Genomic DNA, 20,445 nt, shown 5'->3' with positions numbered 1-20,445 from the left:
GGTTATTGGGCAAAATAAGCATAAATAAATACTACAAGAACCACAATTCCCAGCCCAACTGGTTTTACCAGTTTCCATGGCTGGATATCTACCTGCTTTGTATAATCTAAGATAAAAGGTTCAATTCTTGGTTTCCATTTCCCTATTATAAACATAATGAGCACGTTTAAAACAAATAATATCGCCATTACGTGAAGGTAATGCGGTAATGCATCTTCCCCAACAACAAAATATTTTAGTCCCAAATAGATTAAATAGAACCCAACCCCACTAAAAATAGCCACTTTAGCCGCAATCGCTGGAATTCGTTTAGTAAGATAACCTACAATAACAATAGTTAAAATTGGAATACTGTAACTTCCGTTTACTTCCTGCAAATACCCAAAAAGCCCCTGGGGCGCATTGGCTATAAAAGGCGCAATAAGCATAGCTCCAATGGCCAGGAATATTCCAAAGCGTTTTCCTTGTTTTACTACTTTGGCTTCACTGGCTTCCTGGTTAAAATATTGTTTGTAAATATCTATTCCAAAGAGGGTAACCGAACTGTTTAATGCTGAATTGAAAGAACTCAAAATTGCACCGAAAAGCACAGCCGCAAAAAATCCTGTAAGTACCGGTGGAAGTACCGCATTTACCAAAGCAGGATATGCCTGGTCGGCATTATCTAAATCGCCCTGAAACATATGCCAGGCAATAATACCCGGAAGAACTACGATAATTGGCCCGAGGATCTTTATAAAAGCAGCTAGCATTAAACCTTTTTGGCCTTCCCTAAGGTTTTTAGCCGCCAAAGCTCGCTGAATAATTGCCTGGTTGGTTCCCCAGTAAAATAATTGCACCAGCATCATTCCGGTAAATATTGTTGAAAAAGGAACCGAAGCTTCAGGCCCTCCAATAGAATTAAACTTCTCGGGATTAGAATCTACTAAAACTTCCAGCCCATTAATAATTCCGCCATCTCCAATAGCCATAAGTCCAAAAATGGGAATTAACAAACCACCTACGAGTAAACCTACAGCATTAATAGTATCTGAAACAGCTACAGCTTTTAATCCTCCAAAAATTGCGTAAATAGATCCTACGATCCCTATCCCCCATACCGTAAGCCATAAAGCGGTATTTGCACTAACTCCCAACATTTCAGGAATTCCAAACATCGTACTAATTGCCAGGGCACCGGAATACAAAACAATAGGTAAGAAAATAATCATATACCCCGATAGAAATAGTGCCGAAACCAGGGTTTTGGTTCCTCTATCAAAACGTTTTTCTAAAAATTGTGGTACTGTGGTTAGCCCTCCTTTTAAATAACGTGGTAGTAAGAATAATGCGGTTATTACTATGGCTATGGCTGCAAGGGTTTCCCAGGCCATTACTAAAATTCCTTCACTAAAAGCCTGGCCATTTAAACCTACAATTTGTTCTGTAGATAAATTTGTGAGTAAAACCGAACCTGCAATAACTCCTGCAGTAAGACTCCTTCCACCAAGAAAATATCCATCACTTGTACTTTCATCGGTTTTTCTGGTGGCTAAATAGGCAATTACAGCCACTAATAGGGTAAAACCAATGAATGATAAAATTCCAACCATAGCTTATTTAAAAATTTTGTTAAATATAAAATTATATATGAGTTTTGATCCTACTTAAGGTATAAACTTATTATTGACCGCTAACCGAGAAGTTATAGGAGATCCAATTGTAGTACTGATCTCCCGGTTTTAAAACCGCTTCAGGAAAGTTTCTAAAATTAGGAGCATCAGGGAAATTTTGTGCCTCTAAACATAACGAAGGATATTCTTCAGCGATTTCGGTATGGTAATTCAAATCTTCCGGAAGGTTTTCTGGAGCATAAGCCACCAGTGCTTTTTGATTGGTTTTTACTTCCATCTTTATTCCGGTTAAAGGAGCAAAAAGCCTTGCCGCAACTTCATCTTTATCAGATTTTAAAACATAGGTATCATCCAGGCTCCTGTTTCCAATTAATTTACCTTCAATAAAGTTTTTTGGATGCTTTTTAAGTTTGGTTAAATTACCGGTAGGCAATAAGTCTTTATTTACTTCAAGGATTTTTTCAGCTTCAATCTTTAAAAAATGATCGCTTATACTGCCACCTCCATTAAGGTTAAAATAAGTATGATTGGTAAGATTAATCACAGTTTTTTTATCGGTTTTAGCCGAATATTCTATAAGCAATTCATCATTTTCAGTAAGCGTATATTTAACCTCAACCTGTAAATTCCCAGGATAATATTCTTCCCCGTCCTTGCTGAAATAAGTTAGTTTTACTGAAGGATTGGGCGCCACTTCCTCTTCTTCAATTTTCCATATTTTATACTGAAATCCATTCTCGCCGCCGTGAAGATGAACATTATTGGTTTCATTTAATTTATAGGTAGTATTATCCAACTGAAACTCCCCATTGGAAATTCTACCGGCATAACGCCCCACCGAAGCACCAAAACATTTATTATGCTCTTTATAGGCCGAAGTTATAAATTCTTCTGCCCGCGGGCTAACCACCACATTCACTTTATTCCCGGCCTTATCTTTTATTTTAAGGCTTATAACAGCAGCACCATAGTTAAGAACCTGGAGTTCACTCCCGTTATTATTAACAAGAGTTACCGTTTTTAAATCTTCTTTTTGAGTTTTCAAATTAAATTTTTTAGTTGGTTTTACCGGAAATCCAGTTATCTACTTTTTCTTCCAGAATATTCAAAGGTAAAGCTCCATCTAATAGAATTACATCATGGAATTCCCTAATATCAAAATCATCACCCAGTTTTTGTTCTGCTTCTTCCCTTAACTCCAGTATTTTATTCATCCCTATTTTATAGGCTGTAGCCTGCCCCGGCAAAACAATGTGTCGTTCTACCATTTTCACGCAGTCACTTTCTGCATTGGGCGTATTCGCTTTATAATATTCTATTCCTTCCTGCCTGGTCCATTTTTTAGCGTGAATTCCTGTGTCTACCACTAGCCTGCAAGAACGCCAGAGTTCCATTGCCAATCTACCAAAATTAGAATAAGGGTCTTTGTAAAACCCTATTTCTTTTGGTAATAATTCGCTGTAGAGTCCCCAACCTTCCACATAAGCGGTATAAAAACTAAACTTTCTAAACTGCGGAATATCCTCCAACTCCTGGGCTATGGCAATTTGCATATGGTGGCCCGGGATACCTTCGTGGTATGCCAAAGCTTCCATCTGGTAAGTAGGCATAGCCGCCATATCGTATAAATTAGCATAATAAGTTCCCGGCCTTGAACCATCTTTTGCAGGTTGTTGGTAAAATGCTTTGCCGGCACTTTTTTCTCTAAAAGGTTCTACCGCTTTTACTACCAGTTCTGCTTCAGGCTCAGTTAGAAAAAGTTCGTCTAAATTTGCCTTCATGGTGTTTATAATTTCGGTAGCTTCAGCAAGATACTTTTGTTTACCAATAGAATCGTTGGCGTAATAAAATTGCTCATTAGTACGCATAAACTCAAAGAAATCCTGTAATGTTCCTTCAAAGCCTACCTCTTCTTTTATTTTTTCCATTTCGCCGTGAATACGTGCTACCTCATCCAACCCAATTTGATGAATTTCCTGAGCCGAAAGATTAGTAGTTGTAGTTCTTTTAAGAGCATTGGCATAAAACTCTTCTCCTTTGGGAAATTTCCACGCGCCAGCATCATTATTTGCACGTTTTTGTTGAGTTTCCAGGAAAGAAATTAAATTTTCGTAAGCGGGTTTTACTTCTTTAACCAATGCATTTTCAGCTTTTGAAATGAGTTCTTTTTCCTGCGCTTTTGTAATTTCCAGCTTAGATAGCTTAAATTTAAAATCGTTGAGTAAGGCACTGTTTTCTAAAGATTTGCCGAAGGGTTTACCTTTAATTACGTTTCTACTGGATTCCAAAACCCTGTCAAAAACAAAAACCGGCGGAACAATCCCATTTTGTTCCCTAATTTTTAGATTTCCAATAACCTCCTCCATAACCTTGGGAATCCCCTTTAGCCTGGATATATAAGCTTCGGCATCGCTTATAGAATCTATACGGTGCATATTAATTAAAAAAGCTGGCAACTCGGCATGGCGCCCAAACATCTGGTTTACCGGATAATTATAAAACCGAAAATCATAATCGGCGACTTCATTTTCTAATTTCTGAAGGTATAAATCGTAACTCAAACGCGTTTGCTCGTTTAGGGCTGAAGCATCTACTTTCTTTAAATATTCTAAACGCTTTTTAGCTTTTTTTCGATCTTCGGCATATTTAAGGTGTGAAAAATCGTCCCACTTCCCATAATTGGTTTTTTGTCCCAATTGGGTTTGCATCATAGGCGATTCTTCCACGTCTTTTTGAAATTCTTTTTCAAAATATTCATTTAATTCTGCCGAATGTTCTGCTATTTCTTCTTCGGAATAATTTCCTTCTTTTTGACTACATGAAATACCTAAAAACAGGAAACTGATTAGAAGGATTTTATGAATAAATCTAATACTCATAGGCTATTCTTTTAATATTGAAAATTCTATTGCAGAATCTCCATAAATGGTGTGGGTTTGTTTCTGAAAATCTTCTTCTTCGGCTTCAAAAATATTTGGCACAAAAGTTTGAGGATTTCTGTCTATAAGCGGAAACCAGGTACTTTGCACCTGAATTTGTAATTTATGTCCTTTTTTAAAGGTATGGTTAATATCCTGCAGCGTAATATTTACCGGGGTCTTCTTGTTAGGCTCAAATGGCTCGGGATTTTCAAAACTGTTTCTAAATTTGCCACGCATCACTTCACTACGCACCATCATATGGTAGTTGTCCATATCAAGATGGTCCATGGTTTCTTCATAATCTTCTGAGTCTGCCGGGTAAACATCTATTACCTTTACCACCCAATCTGCCGCAGTTCCTGTGGTTGCCACGTTTAAACGTGCCAAAATCTCACCGGTAAGTTTCATATCTTCTTCCAGTACTTCGGTTTCAAAAACCAAAACATCTGCTCTTCTGGCAGCAAAACGTTGGTCGCCCGTCATATATTCTCTTGGAGTGAACACCGCTTTAATTTCGTTATTATAAGAAACAGGTTTTGCCGGGTCACTTACAAAGCTTTCTTCATTATCGGTTGCTTCCTCAGTTAATTCCTGCTCATCTCCCAGGTAAAAAACTTTAGATTCTGCTTCTTTTGGAGGCCAGGCTTCATAAGAATTCCATTTTCGGGCTCCGGTATCGTAAACATAGGCTTCAGCTAGATCTACATCACCATCGCCGTCTTCTTTTAAAAAGTGGTTAAAGAATTTTGTTTCAATATTTCTTTGATAATCTTCAGAAATATTATCGCCAAAATAAACATTTCCTACTGCCTGCCTTTCGGTTTGTCTCGCCCAATCGCCGTGGCTCCACGGGCCAAAAACCATGATATTATAATTATCGCTGGTTTCTTCAATTTTCTTGTAAGTATTAAAAGGGCCGTAAAGATCTTCAGCATCAAATAATCCGCCCACAACCATTACAGCGGGTTCAATATCCTCTAAATGCTGAATAATCCCGCGACTCTGCCAAAATTCATCATAATTTGGATGCTCTTTTAATTGTTGCCAAAATATATTGTCTTCTCCATAATACTCGTCCAGATTACTAAGTGGTCCCACATCTAAAAAAAACTGGTACTGATCCTGGGTACCAAGACCCGGCAATTCGTACCAGGCTTCGGTTGTAGGGCCGGTTTTATCATATCCAAAAAGTGCGGTTGCTCTCCAGTAACTCAATAAATAAGCCCCATTGTGATGAAAATCGTCAAAAAAGAAATCCCCAATTCCGGCTTGTGGAGATGAAGCTTTTAGGGCAGGGTGAGCATCTACTAAAGAAGCGACAGCGTAGTGACCGGGATACGAAATTCCCCAGGTTCCTACCCTACCATTATTATTATCTACATTCTCAATAAGCCATTCAATAGTATCATAAGTATCGCTAGATTCGTCAAATTCATTTCCAGATTTATTCGGAATAATTGCCCGCATATTATCATACTTCCCTTCACTCATCCAACGGCCCCGTACATCCTGGTAAACCACTATATTCCCTTCTTTCATCAAATATTCATTCGGGCTAATAAGCGAACGAAATTGATCTTTTCCATAAGGCCGGGAGCTATATGGAGTTCGCTGCATTAAAATAGGATATTCTTTAGAAGTATCTTTTGGGGAATAGATGGTAGTGTGTAACAAAGTTCCGTCCCGCATTGGGATATCTACTTCTGTTTTATTATAATGTTCTTTTACATCATATTCTTCTTGTGAAATAAGATGAACGGGTAAAAAACTCAAAAACAGAAGGATAAAACTTAAACGGAGTAATTTCATAGTTAAGGGATATTTTAAGCCCCTAAGATAGAAATTACCCCGACAAACCTAAAGGAATTTTAGTCGATAATCGAGTTTTAAATGCATCAAGGCCTGCTTCTAAATTAAAAACATTTTCCCTTTTATGCTTTCCTGGCTTAACCCGCTTTAGATTATTTTACCGCTGTCTCCTGGAATTTAGCAAGACCTTCCTGAAGCCAGGTAAGATATTCTGACTCGTTTGGCGTGTAACCAACAGGTTCGTTAAGAAGATTTACATCATTATCCAGCAACACATAAAATGGTTGGGAATTATTTTTAAAATTAAGGGTTTGAAAAGTTGCCCATTTATCGCCAATAGTTTCAATAGGTTTTATTCCGCCCTTGGGTTTTAGATAATTAAACTGCGCTTTCTCAGGGAGTTCCTTTCTATCGTCTACATAAAGGGATATGAGAATATATTCTTCATTTAAAACATCAAAAACTTCTGGATTACTCCAAACCTGCTCCTCCATTTTCCGACAGTTTACACAGGCCCAACCGGTAAAATCCAGGATTATAGGTTTGTTTTGCTCCCGGGCGGCTTCAAGCCCTTTATCCCAGTCTTTGTATGCTTCCAGGCCTAAAGGTGCTTCGGTACCTTTGTCGTAAATGCTATAAAATAATGGTGGAGGAAAACCACTTAATAATTTAAGGTTGGCTGCAGAAGTATTGGTTAAACCGGGAATTAAATAAAGTACAAATAAGAAAGTAAGCACGCCCACACCAAATCTAACTTTACTGATTTTCTTTTTAGGCCCATCGTGAGGAAAACGAATAAATCCGAATAAATAAGCCATAAGTCCTAAACCTACAAGAATCCATATTCCAAGGAAGATTTCACGTTTTAGAAGTCCCCAATGTTCCACAAGATCAGCGTTAGAAAGGAACTTAAAGGCCAGTCCTAATTCTATAAAACCTAAGGTTACTTTTACCGTATTTAGCCAACCTCCGCTTTTTGGCAGCGAATTAAGCCAGTTAGGAAATAGAGCGAAAAGGGCAAAAGGAAGCGCCAGTGCAAGACCAAAACCGCCCATTCCCATAGAAAGCTGCATCGCACCGCCATCACTGGTAAGCGATCCACCAAGCAGTGAACCTAAAATAGGGCCGGTACAGGAAAAAGAAACTAAAGCTAAAGTAAGTGCCATAAAAAAGATGCCTACAAAACCGCCCACGCTAGAAGCTTTATCGTCCATCTTATTACTCCAGGAACTCGGTAAGGTGATCTCATAATAACCGAAAAAAGAGAACGCGAAAATGATGAAAATGATGAAGAAAATAATATTCAGCGTAACATTTGTGGAGATATTATTGAGAATCTCAGGATTTACACTGTCCAGTAAATGAAAAGGTAAGCTGAGCAAAACATAAATAATGAATATGAAAAAACCGTATAAAATCGCGTTAATCAATCCTTTTTGTCGGTTTTTAGCGCCCTTGGTAAAAAATGAAACTGTAAGCGGAATCATAGGAAAAACGCAAGGTGTAAGCAAAGCGATTAAACCACCAATAAAACCGAGTAGAAAAATATTTAGAAAATTATTACCCTCTTCCTCTTCAGGGGCAAATTTTTCCATTCCTGAAACATTAATGTTTAATGCTTCGGTAAGTTCTTTGTCTTTTTCAGAAATTTCCAGGTCGGTAAAACCTGCGGTTATTTCATTGTCTTCAAGAGAAATATTGAAACGTTCGGTTTCCGGAGGCAAACATTTTTCATCATCACAAACAGAGAAATAAATTTCGGCAATAATTTCAGGATCACTTTCAGGCTGTACTTTTATTTGTTGCCTAAAAACCGCTTCATCTTCAAAATAGGTGATATCGGCTTCAAAAACCTTGTCGTAAATAGGTTCTATATCTGGCTCTGTAGTTTCACCAATAAGTTCAAAATTTTCTTCAGTATTATTATAAGAGAAAGTCGTGGCGATAGGCGCAATATCAATATCGGCTTCCTTTTGCGAATATAAATGCCAGCCATCTTCAAGATTTGCAGTAAAAATAAGCGTGAAGATACTATCGTTTTCCTTTTCTACGGAAGCTTCCCAGCTTATGGGATCTGCCATTTGGGAATCTCCGCTCCCGTCGTCAAAATATTGTGCCTGTAATTGGATAAATGGAATAAAAAATAAGAGCAGACTCGCCAGATATTTCATAAACTGAAAGTGATTTTTATTATTTTTTGATCGGGTGAAGTAATTGAAAAACGCCTGTCGGCACGCTGATTAATCACCCAAACAATTTTTTCGCCAGAGCACAGCAACCAGCTGTTTTCTTTCTCGGGCAAAGATAATTTTTTGTCTTTAAAGAAGTCGCTTAACTTCTTCTTTCCTTTCATCCCAAAAGGATAAAATATATCGCCCTCCTGCCATTTTCTTACCGTGAGCGGATAATCCAATTTTTCAGGATCTACATAAATACAATTTGAAGTTTTTTCTGTTATTTCTTTAACTCTTGAAAATGAAAAAGTTCCCATTGGCAACATAGCAAAATCTTCATTTTTCGCAATTTTATAAGTTTTATTTTCCGTTTTATCAATTTCTGTAAGCAGTAAATACTCCCGATCTTTTATTAACCTGTGTGATGTTGAAAAAACCATTTTTCCCGGTTGTGCATCCAATAAATTGTAAACATCGTTCCATTCGGTAAAGCCAAAAGATTTAAGCAATTGGTATAAAATGGCTGAAGTATTCGGTACTTTTTTAAGATAATTTATATCCAGGCTGTAACCGTATTTTGTTTTACCTATAATTTTTGGGTAGAGCAAACTCATATAATCCTCTACCAATTCCTCATTTTCTTTTAAATGAGATTGAGTTTTTAAAAAAGTTTCTAAAAACTGCGGATTCAATTCTTCAAAAATAGGTACAATCTCGTGTCTAATTTTATTCCGAAGGTATTTTGTAGAAGCATTCGTGCTATCTTCTCGCCAGGCAATATTATTATCTCTCGCGTAAACTTCTATTTCCTTTCGGGAGAAATTAAGCAAAGGTCTTATTATCTTATTACTGTCAGCATTTATACCGCTTAAACCTTCCAGACCGGCACCTCGTAATAAATTAATAAAAAAAGTTTCTAAACTATCGTTCGCGTGATGAGCCGTGAGGGTATAATCAAATTGATGTTTTATTCTTAATTCATCAAACCATTCATACCTAAGATCCCGTGCGGCCATTTGGATAGACAGACCAATATCTTTAGCGTATTGTTCGGTATCAAAATTCTCTACAAAAAGTTTCACTTTTAACTCCTTTGCAAGATCGGTTACAAAATCTTCATCGGCGTCACTTTCTTCATCTCTAAGGTTAAAATTGCAATGAGCTAAAGCAAAATCAAGTTTAGCCGAATGGCATAAATGGACCAGTACCACGCTATCTACCCCGCCGCTTACTGCTAGCAAAAGCCTGGTGCTACACAGGTACGGGAATTGAGATTTGATCTCATTTTTGAAAGCTTTTTCCATAGAAAATCAAAGATACGAAAACAGTTGGCAGTGATTCAGTTGGCAGTTTGCGAAAATTTATTCCGAAAAAATTATTTTAAAGCCTGTCGCATTGCGGCTGCTTTTAGCAGGCATTCTTCATATTCTTTCTCTGGTTTAGAACCAGCAGTAATTGCCCCACCTACCGAAAAGGACACATATTTTTTAGCCGAATTATATAAAATACTGCGTATAACCACGTTAAAATCGAAATCGCCGTTTGGCGTAAAATAACCCACGGCGCCACTGTAGAGTCCGCGTTTTGTTTCTTCCAGTTCTTCGATAATTTTCATTGCTGAAATCTTTGGCGCACCCGTCATACTTCCCATAGGGAATGTTGCTCGTAAAGCTTCCACCGGCGGAATGCCGTCATCAAGTTCAGCAGAAACTGTAGAAATCATTTGATGCACTTGTTTAAAGGAATAAACCTTGCAAAGTTCATCTACATTCACACTGGCTCTTTTCGCAATTTTAGAAAGATCGTTTCTCACCAGGTCTACAATCATCACGTTTTCAGATTGCTCCTTCGGATCATTAGAAAGCTCCCCTGCAATTTCAATATCTTCTTCTGGATTCTGCGAGCGTCTGGCTGTTCCCTTTATAGGCTGGGAAATTAATTTTGCCCCAGATTTCTTTAAATAACGCTCTGGTGAAGCCGAAAGTAAATAATGTTCTTCCAGTTTGAGAAAAGTCGCAAACGGAGGGCCCGAGAGTTCATTAAGATCCTGAAAAACTTTAAAAGGCTCAATCTCTCTATTTTCAGCAAAAAATTCCTGGCAGAAATTTGCTTCATAAATATCGCCTCGCTGAATATAAGCGAGCATTTTTTGAACCTTGTGAAGATATTCTTCCTTAGAGATTCGGGCTTGTATTCTTGATTCTGAGTTTTCAGTTTTCGGTTGTCCAGTCTCAATCTGGTTTATTGAAAGATTTGAAATTTCAGTAAAATCTTCTTCAATTTCATCATCCAGCATATTTAAATATCGCATTTCCAATTGATCGTCTTTCAGCAAGAATAGTTTTTGTGGCTGAAAAAAATAGAGATCCGGGAAATCCAATCCGTCGTGGTTTTTTGAAGAAAGTCTTTCTACATCATTTTTAAGATCGTAAGACAGATAGCCGAAAATCCAATCTTTAGTAGTTTGCTGATACTCCTGGAGCTTGGCAAAAGCCTGGTGGTAATCGGTTTTTATAGCGGTAAATGCACCCACGGCAAGTAAAGCATCAAATTCACCGTGCTCCTGATGATAATTATTGCTGTCCAGCCAGGCAATTTCTTCAAACTGCTTACTCCACTGCAAGAGTTGCTGTTTGAATTTTAAAGGTTCTTCTAAAGTATAAGTAATTTTTGTGCGCACCTCGCTTGTAATTTGGAGCGCAAAGGTAAAAACAATTTGACGTAGCGCCTATTTTAATTCTTCTGCAATTTATCTTGAAAACCCTTAAAATCGGGATTTGCAAAATTTCGAGAAATTAGGTGGTGAAGCTTCTTGTATTTCTGAGAAAAAAATCTTAATTATACAACATGCGCTATTTTGCGCCAATATATGATTAAGACCAAAATTCTTCCATGTTTCCAGATACTGAAAAACTCACTTTAGCCGATATAGAAAACCTTGATTTCACTACCGTTATCTGGGTTGTAGCCCCGCTAATGTTCTTTTTTGTCTTACTTGAATTTTTAATAGGAAGAAAAAAATACAAGAACCTTTATTCGGGAAAAGATTTTCTAGCTTCTACAGCTATCGGGATTGGTAATTTAATCCTGAATGGCTTTATGAAGATAGGAGTCTTTATGGTTTTCCTTTTCTTTTTCAATCTGGCGCCGTTTAAAATCCCACATACCTGGTGGTCTTATGTTTTATGTTTAATATTATTGGATTTTAGCAGGTATTGGGCTCATAGATTTGCTCACGAACAACGTTTCTGGTGGTCTACACACGTGGTTCATCATTCTTCCGAACATTATAATTTATCAACATCTTTTAGATTATCCTGGACGCAGAATTTAAAGATCATTTTCTTTTTACCGGTAGTATTGTTAGGTTTTCATCCCCTGGTATTCTTTATTGTGCATCAACTGGAAGTGCTTTATCAATTCTGGATTCATACCGAATTGATAAAAAAATTACCGCGGCCAATAGAATATATCTTTACAACGCCATCGCACCACCGGGTACACCATTCGGTAAATGAAAGATATCTGGATAAAAATTATGGCTCTACTTTTATATTCTGGGATCGTATTTTTGGAACTTTCCAGGAAGAAGATGAAAAACCCCGTTATGGAATCACCAAACCGGTAAACTCCTACAATCCTTTTTTCCTCGTTTTCCACGAATGGATCGAAGTAGGCAAGGATATCTGGAAAGCAAAATCACTAAAAGAAGTCTGGCTTATTTTATTCGGAAGCCCAGTCGATAAACATAAAGCAGATATGGGAATTACTGGAAAAACCGAAACCGAATTAAGTAATATTGGAAAAGCCAACGAAGAGTTCAGTCCTAAAGTGAAAAAAGCAAATTAATTTGATTGGCCGGATTCCAGTTGATGAGAAAAAGTAGTTAACACATCTTCTATCCCCATATCCAGCACTTCGTTTAGCACCTTCCCGTCTTTAAAATTATCATTAAAAGAAGGTAAACTGAAGCTTTCTATAATCTCGCCGCCAAATCTTGGTAAAATTCCCTTAGTATATTCTAAAGCTGATGCGGCTCCACGCTTACCGGGAGAAGTACTGATCAATAAAATCTTTTTTCCCTCAAGGAAATTACGGTCTAACCGGGAAAGCCAATCGATTATATTTTTAAAGTAAGCTGAAACATTGCCATTATGCTCATTTACCGCAATTATCAAGGCCTCATGCTCGTGGATGATCTTATTAATTATTTTAGCACTTACGGGAATACCTCTTTCCTTTTCCCTATCGGCACTATAAATAGGTAATTCATACTGGGTAAAATCCTGAACTTTCACTTCGTGCCCCTGTATGCGATTGGCCACGTGTGTTAATAACTGAAAATTAATGGAAGTACTACTATTGGAGCCGGCAAAGGCTAAGATCTTTTTCATCGAAACGATTTTTATCAAAAATACCGAAATAAATGAAATGATTCCTTTTTATAAAAATAGAGATTGTAAGTTTAATTTTCTGTCTCAAAACTTAAAATCTATACCTCATCCTGAACTCGTTTCAGAGCCCGCTCCTATTTCTATCGGAGGTCTAAGTTGAGTTTGACATTTATTCATCTTAGATGCTGAAACAAGTTCAGCATGACGGTTTTTGAAAATAAAATAATTCAGAACCTTTAAAGATTATTTTCCATCCTGCGGCGGGATTAGTTCAACTAACTAATTTAAAATTGCTGTAGGCAATTTTAAATTAGAGTTTCACTAACTTTGCCAGTTCATAAAAACTTCATTTAGTGACTTTTCAGGATTTAAATATTACCACTCCCCTGCGCAATGCGCTGGAAGATATTGGCATTAATACGCCCACCCCTATTCAAGAGGAATCTTTTTCTACAATTATGTCTGGAAAAGATATGGTGGGAATCGCGCAAACCGGTACCGGGAAAACCTTTGCCTATATGCTTCCAATATTACGAATGCTTAAATATTCGGAACAAAAAAATCCGCGGGTCCTGGTTTTAGTACCTACAAGGGAACTTGTGGTACAGGTAGTTGAAGAAATTGAAAAATTAACCGCTTATATGAATGTTCGCACTACCGGTATTTATGGTGGTGTAAATATGAACACCCAGCATCAATCGCTTTTACAGGGCCAGGATATTGTGGTAGCAACTCCGGGCAGATTGTACGATCTTGTGCTTAGGCGCGCGCTTCAGTTAAAATCTATTCAGAAATTAGTGATAGATGAAGTAGATGTGATGTTAGACCTGGGCTTTAAATTTCAGATCAATAATATCTTTGAATTGCTTCCGCAGAACCGACAAAACATTATGTTTTCAGCAACAATTACTGAAAATGTTGAAAATCTTATCGAGGCTAATTTTAAAAGTCCGCAAACTATTTCTGTAGCTGCCAGCGGAACGCCACTTGATAATATTAAACAAACCGGTTATAAAATCCCTAATTTCTATACTAAAGTAAATTTACTGAGACATCTTTTAGCCGATAAAGAAACTTACTCCAAGGTGTTAATCTTTGTGGCTTATAAAAGAATGGCCGACCGACTTTACCCGGAATTAGAACAGTATTTCCATGATGAATGCACGGTTATTCATTCCAATAAAACCCAAAATTATCGTTTGCGTAGTATCAAACAATTTGGCAGCGGATTTTGCCGAATTTTAGTTGCAACCGATGTTATGGCGCGAGGTCTTGATATTGAATCGGTAAGCCACGTGATCAATTTTGATACGCCAAAATATCCTGAAAATTATATGCACCGAATTGGCCGTACGGGAAGGGCCGAAAAAGAAGGTAATTCGATACTAATGACTACGGAAGCTGAAATGGAATCGCTTGAAAAAATTGAAGCTTTGATGAAGATGGAAGTTCCGCAAGAAGAATTACCGGCGGAAATAGAAATTTCTTCAGAATTAATTCCGGAAGAACAACCTAAGGTTTTTGAAATTAATAACCCCGGAAAGAAAAAGGATGAAGACGCTCCCGGCCCTGCTTTTCATGAGAAGAAAGAAAAAAACAGGAAAGAGAATCTTGGTGGATCTTACCGAAGGGAAATTGCCAAAAAGTATAAAAAGCCAAAAACTCGCGGGGATAAAAATGCGAACAGAAGAAAGAAAAAATAATTTTTAAAATGCAGGAGTTAAAAAACGAATTCTTAAGTATAAAAGTAAATCCCATTGGCGCTGAATTATCCAGCCTTAAAAGCCTGGAAACCGGTATTGAACATTTATGGCAGGGAAATCCTGAATTTTGGGCAAGCCAGGCGCCTAATTTGTTTCCGGTAATTGGTGTTTTAAAAGAAGGGAAATTCATTTTTGAAGATAAAGAATACCAAATGCCTAAACACGGTTTTGTTAGGCATAACGAGAATATTCAGTTAAAAGAAAAAACAGGTGATAAATTAGTTTTTCAACTGGATTATTCAGCAGAAACACTGGAGATCTATCCATTTAAATTCCGTTTTGAAATTTCTTTCCAGTTAAATAAAAAATCGCTCACTGTACATCATCACATTTTTAACTTAGATGATAAGCCCGTATATTTTTCCTTAGGCGGGCATCCTGCGTTTAATGCTCCTATTAGTAAAAATGAAGTTTACGAAGATTATTATCTTGAGTTTGATAGAAAAATGGATCTAAGAACTTACATTTTAAGTGAAGACGGACTGGTTAGTGATACCACCGAAGGAATATTAGACAACGAAGATAAAATTAGACTTCATAAAGAGCTTTTCGCCAAAGACGCATTAATTTTCAAGAATATTCCGTCTAAAAAAGTGGTACTAAAAAGTAAAAACTCAGGTAGCATTTTAAGCGTAGAATATAAAGATTTTAAAAACCTGGGGATTTGGGCCAAACCGGGAGCACCTTACGTTTGCATTGAACCCTGGCTGGGAATTGCCGATGTTGAAGGCACCGATCAAAACCTAAAAATTAAAGAAGGAATTGAAATTCTAGAAGCCAATAAAACTTTTGAAGCTTCCTATACAGTTAATATTCATTAGCATTTTTTCTGAAGTATTTTTAAAAAATTTTTAACTTAACATACTGATTTTTAATCTCATTTTAGCATAAACTTCTCGGCATGAGTAAAAATGAGAAAAGAAAAAAGTACACTAAGAAAAGGTATGTCTTACCAATTCTTATCATCGTGCTATTGATTATTGGTAGGATTGCGCTTCCCTATATTTTGGAAAATTATGTAACTAAAACTCTCAATAATATTCCGGGCTATGAAGGCAGAGTTTCAGATGTTGATCTTTCTCTTTGGCGTGGCGCCTACCAAATTGAAGGTTTAATCTTACGGGAAGAAAACTCCCAGGGAGAAAAACCGCTGTTAGACTTTCCTTATAGTGATATTTCTATAGATTGGCGCTCTTTATTTAAAGGTAAAATTGTGAGTGAAATTGAGATGCAAGATCCTAATTTCAATTACATCTTTGAAAACCAGGAAAAGAAAGATGAAGCAGATGTTGAAGATTGGACTAAAGCTCTCACCAATTTAGTACCTATAGATATAAACCATTTTGTTGTACATAACGGAACTGCAAATTTTGTAGAAGTATCTGCAGATCCTCAAATTAGTTTGTTTTTAGAAAAAATTAGTTTAGAAGCTCATAATCTTAGCAATGTTGTAGACAGGGAAAAAGAACTTCCTTCCCATTTATGGGCTAATGCCGTTTCTATGGGTGGTGGCGATGTAGAAATTCATGGAAACCTAAATTTACTAAAACAAATTCCCGATATGGATATGGAATTTAGTCTAAAAAAAGCTGAGGCTACATCGTTAAACGAAATTACCCGTCGCTATGCGGGAGTGGATTTTGAAAGTGGAACCTTTGAATTATACAGCGAACTTGCTATAGCCAATGGATTTCTGAAAGGTTATATAAAACCCATGTTGATTAACACAAAGCTTATTGAAAAAGATGATGATGGCGGAATTTTCAAGAAGTTATGGGAAGGTTTTGTCGGTTTTTTTAAGTTCGCTCTCAAAAACCAGGGCACAGATACGTTGGCCACCCGTGTTCCTTTAGAAGGAGACCTAAATAATGTTGAATCTGGCGTTTGGACAACAGTCTTAAATATCTTTAAGAATGCCTGGATTGAAGCTTTCAAAGGATCTATAGACGCAGATATTGAGTTTGAGGATGCAAAACAGGAAAGTGCAAAAGAATAGCAACTAATCGTTTTCCTGAAAAAATTTAAATGCAAGACCTGCTCCATTGAATAATCTGGGCAGGTCTTATAAAATTTTGAACTAAATATAAAGTATTCTACGGCCTTTACAGTTTATCTTTCTTTGCGGTTTTCTCTTTCTGGGTTTGATCCATAAACTCGCGCTCTTCACGGGCATTAGCTTTCCCGGTTTTTGTAGAATCTTCTTTATTCGGTTGCTTCTTGGATTTGCTTTTATCCCTATCGCGTTCTTTTTGCTTAAGATCACGAAATTCTTCCTGCTCCCGGTTTTTATCCTCCTTTTTTAAAGACTCCCAGTTCTCCTCCATTTTTTTAATATCTTCCTTCTTAGCCATTACAATTTAATTTATTGGTTTTTGTAGATAAAAGATACAAATGGAATTTCATCAAACTCAGCTTACTGGCAGTTTTAACAAGAATTTATTTTTTAGGTTAACTCTTCAAATTTCGCTGCATCAATATCCTGGTGGGAAGCATGGTGCACCACCTCTTCATTTTGCAAAATAATTAACTGCGGACTTTCGTGTCTCACGTTCAAGTCATCTGCTACCGCGTTAGAAACATCACGATGTTTTCTTAAATCCAGGAAGTAGAGTTTTGTATTTTCCTTTTCTTCATACTCCCTTTCAAAATTTCTCAACACCATTTTACTAATTCCACAACTGGTAGAATGTTTAAAAATTCCTATCGTTTTTTCTTTAGATTCTTCCTTCGCGATGGTAATTTGGTCTTTATCGGTTAAATCTGTCCAGGGAAATTCAGCTTTTTCTTTCGCTTCATCTCCATCACTTTTAAAAATTTTATCTAGTAATCCCATAGTTATTTCTTTCGTATAAAATTAATTCTTAATAAATTTAATCTCCTTCTCAAATCAAAATTATTTTCAAAACTTTAACCCAAGTGCCAATTTGGCGTTAATTTCTGAATAATAACAGCCATTTTGTCTTAATTTTTTAATGGTATATCAATTGCTTTATTCTTTCAAAAAATAAACGACTATGAATTTTAATAATTTTACCATAAAATCCCAGGAAGCCATCCAGCAGGCACAACAACTTGCTCAGGAGTTAGGCCATCAGCAAATTGAAAATGAACACATTTTTAAAGCAATAAGTATTGTAGACGAAAATGTAGCGCCTTTTCTATTGAAAAAATTAAACATAAACGTCAACCTCTTCAACGAAATTTTGGATAAAACCTTACAGAGTTTTCCAAAAGTAAGCGGAGGTGATATTATTCTCTCACGCGAAGCAGGAAAAGCGGTTAACGAAGCTTCTACAATCGCCAAAAAGATGAATGACGAGTATGTTTCTATTGAGCATCTTATTCTCGCAATTTTTAAATCTTCCAGTAAAGTAGCCCAGATCTTAAAAGACCAGGGCGCGACTGAGAAATCTTTAAAAGCAGCAATAGAAGAATTACGAAAAGGTGATCGTGTAACTTCACAAAGCGCAGAAGAAACCTATAATTCTTTAGATAAATACGCCAATAATTTAAACCGAATGGCCCAAGAAGGAAAACTGGATCCTGTAATTGGCCGTGACGAAGAAATTCGTAGAATTTTGCAAATCCTTTCCCGAAGAACCAAAAACAATCCTATGTTGGTTGGAGAACCGGGAACCGGTAAAACGGCAATTGCCGAAGGTTTGGCACATAGAATTATTGCTGGCGATGTTCCAGATAACCTAAAAAATAAGGTGATTTATAACCTGGATATGGGAGCGCTTATAGCCGGGGCAAAATATAAAGGCGAGTTTGAAGAACGCCTTAAAGCAGTTATTAAAGAAGTAACTTCCAGTGATGGGAATATCGTGCTTTTTATAGATGAAATCCATACGCTTGTGGGTGCCGGTGGCGGCCAGGGCGCTATGGATGCAGCGAATATTTTAAAACCTGCTTTGGCGCGTGGTGAATTACGTGCAATTGGAGCCACTACTTTAGATGAATACCAGAAGTATTTTGAAAAAGACAAAGCCCTGGAAAGAAGGTTTCAGAAAGTTATTGTAAATGAACCAGATACTGAAAGTGCAATATCTATTTTACGCGGAATTAAGGAAAAATATGAAACTCACCACAAGGTTAGAATAAAAGACGAAGCAATTATTGCCGCGGTAGAATTATCTCAGCGTTATATTACTAACCGCTTTTTGCCCGATAAGGCCATAGATTTAATGGATGAAGCGGCTTCTAAATTACGTATGGAGATCAACTCCAAGCCTGAAGAACTAGACGTTCTGGATAGAAGAATTATGCAGCTGGAGATTGAAATTGAAGCAATAAAACGCGAAAAAGATGAAAATAAGCTAAAAATACTGCGGGCTGAACTGGCAAACCTAAAAGAAGAACGAAACGAGTTGCACGCGCGCTGGCAGAATGAAAAGGGCGTGGTAGATAATATTCAGAATTTAAAATCTGATATTGAAAACTTTAAAGTTGAAGCAGAACGTGCAGAGCGTGAAGGCGATTACGGGAAAGTAGCTGAAATTCGCTACGGAAAGATCAAAGAAGCCCAGGAGAAGCTGGAAGAATTGCAAAAAACCGTAGCCGAGAATCAGAATGAAAAATCACTTATCCAGGAAGAAGTAACCAACGAAGATATTGCTGAAGTTGTGGCAAAATGGACCGGAATCCCGGTGACTAAAATGTTGCAAAGCGATCGTGAAAAGTTATTAAAACTTGAAGACGAATTACATAAACGTGTGGTTGGGCAGGAAGAAGCCATAATTGCTGTAAGTGATGCGGTACGAAGAAGTCGCGCCGGTTTACAGGATCAAAAACGGCCAATTGGTTCTTTCTTGTTTCTTGGAACCACGGGAGTTGGAAAAACCGAACTAGCCAAAGCTCTTGCGGAATACTTATTCGACGATGAGTCAGCAATGACGCGAATTGATATGAGTGAATACCAGGAAAGACATTCTGTGAGTCGTTTGGTAGGAGCGCCTCCAGGGTATGTAGGTTACGACGAAGGTGGCCAGCTTACCGAGGCAGTGCGAAGAAAACCTTATTCTGTAGTGCTTTTAGATGAAATTGAAAAAGCCCACCCAGATACTTTTAATATTTTATTGCAGGTGCTGGATGAAGGAAGACTAACCGATAATAAAGGACGCCTGGCCGATTTTAAAAACACCATTATTATTATGACTTCCAATATGGGAAGCCATATTATTCAGGATAAATATGAAAATATGAAAGACCTGGATGCCGCAATGGAATCTGCTAAAACTGAAGTTCTGGCGTTATTGAAGCAAAACGTAAGACCTGAATTTATAAACAGGATAGACGATATTATAATGTTTAGTCCTTTAACGCAAAAAGATATCAGGAAAATTGTCTCACTTCAGCTTAAAGAGGTGAAGAAAATGCTTGAAAAACAGCACATTGTTCTTGATGCTACAGATGAAGCAATTAGTTTCCTCGCCAGTCGCGGTTTTGATCCACAGTTTGGCGCAAGGCCGGTAAAAAGAGTAGTTCAGCGGGAAGTTTTAAATAAACTATCTAAAGAAATTCTCGCGGGAAATATTAAAACCGACAGTATTATTCTAATAGATGAGTTTAACGAAGAGTTGGTATTTAGAAATGAAACCAACCCGGTAGAAACCGAATAATTTTAGATAAAAATCAAAAAAAAAGGACTATCTCATAAACTGTGTAAATAGAAAAATAACAGGGGTCGCGACCCCTGTTATTTTTTTGTCTAATTTTAAATTTTACACAGTATGAAAAAAGAGGATTTATTTAACGATGAATTTTTGAAG

15 protein-coding genes are annotated in these 20,445 nt (G+C 37.1%); 5 read left to right on the top strand and 10 right to left on the bottom strand.

Going from position 1 to position 20,445, the window contains the following annotated elements; translation table 11 throughout:
• Positions 1-2: 2 nt before the first annotated feature.
• From J0871_RS09390 to pabB, 7 genes are all read right to left on the bottom strand, one after another.
• Positions 3-1,592 carry a solute:sodium symporter family transporter gene (locus tag J0871_RS09390; RefSeq protein WP_075326295.1) on the bottom strand — a complete coding sequence of 530 codons (1,590 nt, stop codon included), beginning with the start codon at positions 1,590-1,592 and terminating at the stop codon, positions 3-5.
• Positions 1,593-1,662: 70 nt separating this feature from the next.
• Complete coding sequence (locus J0871_RS09385; RefSeq protein ID WP_208224983.1) at positions 1,663-2,658, bottom strand: aldose epimerase family protein; 996 nt, start codon at positions 2,656-2,658, stop codon at positions 1,663-1,665.
• A gap of 10 nt (positions 2,659-2,668) precedes the next feature.
• Positions 2,669-4,492: a DUF885 domain-containing protein gene (locus tag J0871_RS09380; RefSeq protein ID WP_208224982.1), complete on the bottom strand. Its 1,824-nt coding sequence runs from the start codon at positions 4,490-4,492 to the stop codon at positions 2,669-2,671.
• A 3-nt stretch (positions 4,493-4,495) separates the two neighbouring features.
• Complete coding sequence (locus J0871_RS09375) at positions 4,496-6,343, bottom strand: CocE/NonD family hydrolase (protein WP_208224981.1); 1,848 nt, start codon at positions 6,341-6,343, stop codon at positions 4,496-4,498.
• Positions 6,344-6,495: 152 nt separating this feature from the next.
• The gene (locus tag J0871_RS09370; protein WP_208224980.1) at positions 6,496-8,514 is read right to left on the bottom strand and encodes a thioredoxin family protein; all 2,019 of its coding nucleotides are present in this window, start codon (positions 8,512-8,514) and stop codon (positions 6,496-6,498) included.
• The gene (gene tilS / locus J0871_RS09365) at positions 8,511-9,821 is read right to left on the bottom strand and encodes a tRNA lysidine(34) synthetase TilS (RefSeq protein WP_208224979.1); all 1,311 of its coding nucleotides are present in this window, start codon (positions 9,819-9,821) and stop codon (positions 8,511-8,513) included. The genes J0871_RS09370 and tilS overlap by 4 nt, the downstream gene beginning before the upstream one ends.
• Before the next feature lie 71 nt (positions 9,822-9,892).
• Positions 9,893-11,197 (bottom strand): aminodeoxychorismate synthase component I, encoded by a 1,305-nt coding sequence (gene pabB / locus J0871_RS09360; protein ID WP_208224978.1) that lies wholly within the window; start codon positions 11,195-11,197, stop codon positions 9,893-9,895.
• 212 nt (positions 11,198-11,409) lie between these two features.
• On the opposite strand from pabB, the gene J0871_RS09355 reads away from it, so the two are divergent.
• Complete coding sequence (locus J0871_RS09355) at positions 11,410-12,366, top strand: sterol desaturase family protein (RefSeq protein WP_208224977.1); 957 nt, start codon at positions 11,410-11,412, stop codon at positions 12,364-12,366.
• Here J0871_RS09355 and J0871_RS09350 read toward each other — a convergent pair.
• Positions 12,363-12,911 carry an NAD(P)H-dependent oxidoreductase gene (locus J0871_RS09350; RefSeq protein WP_208224976.1) on the bottom strand — a complete coding sequence of 183 codons (549 nt, stop codon included), beginning with the start codon at positions 12,909-12,911 and terminating at the stop codon, positions 12,363-12,365. The two genes, J0871_RS09355 and J0871_RS09350, sit on opposite strands and share 4 nt — an antisense overlap.
• A gap of 353 nt (positions 12,912-13,264) precedes the next feature.
• On the opposite strand from J0871_RS09350, the gene J0871_RS09345 reads away from it, so the two are divergent.
• The 3 genes from J0871_RS09345 (at position 13,265) to J0871_RS09335 (ending at position 16,670) form a co-directional block, all read left to right on the top strand.
• The gene (locus J0871_RS09345) at positions 13,265-14,614 is read left to right on the top strand and encodes a DEAD/DEAH box helicase (protein ID WP_208224975.1); all 1,350 of its coding nucleotides are present in this window, start codon (positions 13,265-13,267) and stop codon (positions 14,612-14,614) included.
• A gap of 8 nt (positions 14,615-14,622) precedes the next feature.
• Positions 14,623-15,495 carry an aldose 1-epimerase family protein gene (locus tag J0871_RS09340; protein WP_208224974.1) on the top strand — a complete coding sequence of 291 codons (873 nt, stop codon included), beginning with the start codon at positions 14,623-14,625 and terminating at the stop codon, positions 15,493-15,495.
• An 80-nt stretch (positions 15,496-15,575) separates the two neighbouring features.
• Entirely contained in the window at positions 15,576-16,670 is a 1,095-nt protein-coding gene (locus J0871_RS09335) for a DUF748 domain-containing protein (RefSeq protein ID WP_208224973.1), read from the top strand.
• Positions 16,671-16,776: 106 nt separating this feature from the next.
• On the opposite strand, the gene J0871_RS09330 is transcribed toward J0871_RS09335, so the two are convergent.
• Positions 16,777-17,025: a hypothetical protein gene (locus J0871_RS09330; RefSeq protein ID WP_208224972.1), complete on the bottom strand. Its 249-nt coding sequence runs from the start codon at positions 17,023-17,025 to the stop codon at positions 16,777-16,779.
• 92 nt (positions 17,026-17,117) lie between these two features.
• On the bottom strand, positions 17,118-17,507 hold the full coding sequence (gene ytxJ / locus J0871_RS09325) for a bacillithiol system redox-active protein YtxJ (RefSeq protein ID WP_208224971.1): 390 nt from the start codon (positions 17,505-17,507) through the stop codon (positions 17,118-17,120).
• Between the two features lie 181 nt (positions 17,508-17,688).
• On the opposite strand from ytxJ, the gene clpB reads away from it, so the two are divergent.
• A complete protein-coding gene (clpB, locus tag J0871_RS09320) occupies positions 17,689-20,295 on the top strand; it encodes an ATP-dependent chaperone ClpB (RefSeq protein ID WP_208224970.1) in 2,607 nt (868 codons plus the stop codon).
• Positions 20,296-20,445: the final 150 nt, after the last annotated feature.

It is taken from the genome of Salegentibacter sp. BDJ18 (genome assembly GCF_017579965.1).
GTDB lineage: Bacteria > Bacteroidota > Bacteroidia > Flavobacteriales > Flavobacteriaceae > Salegentibacter.
This window is presented reverse-complemented; position numbering and strand designations above follow the sequence as displayed.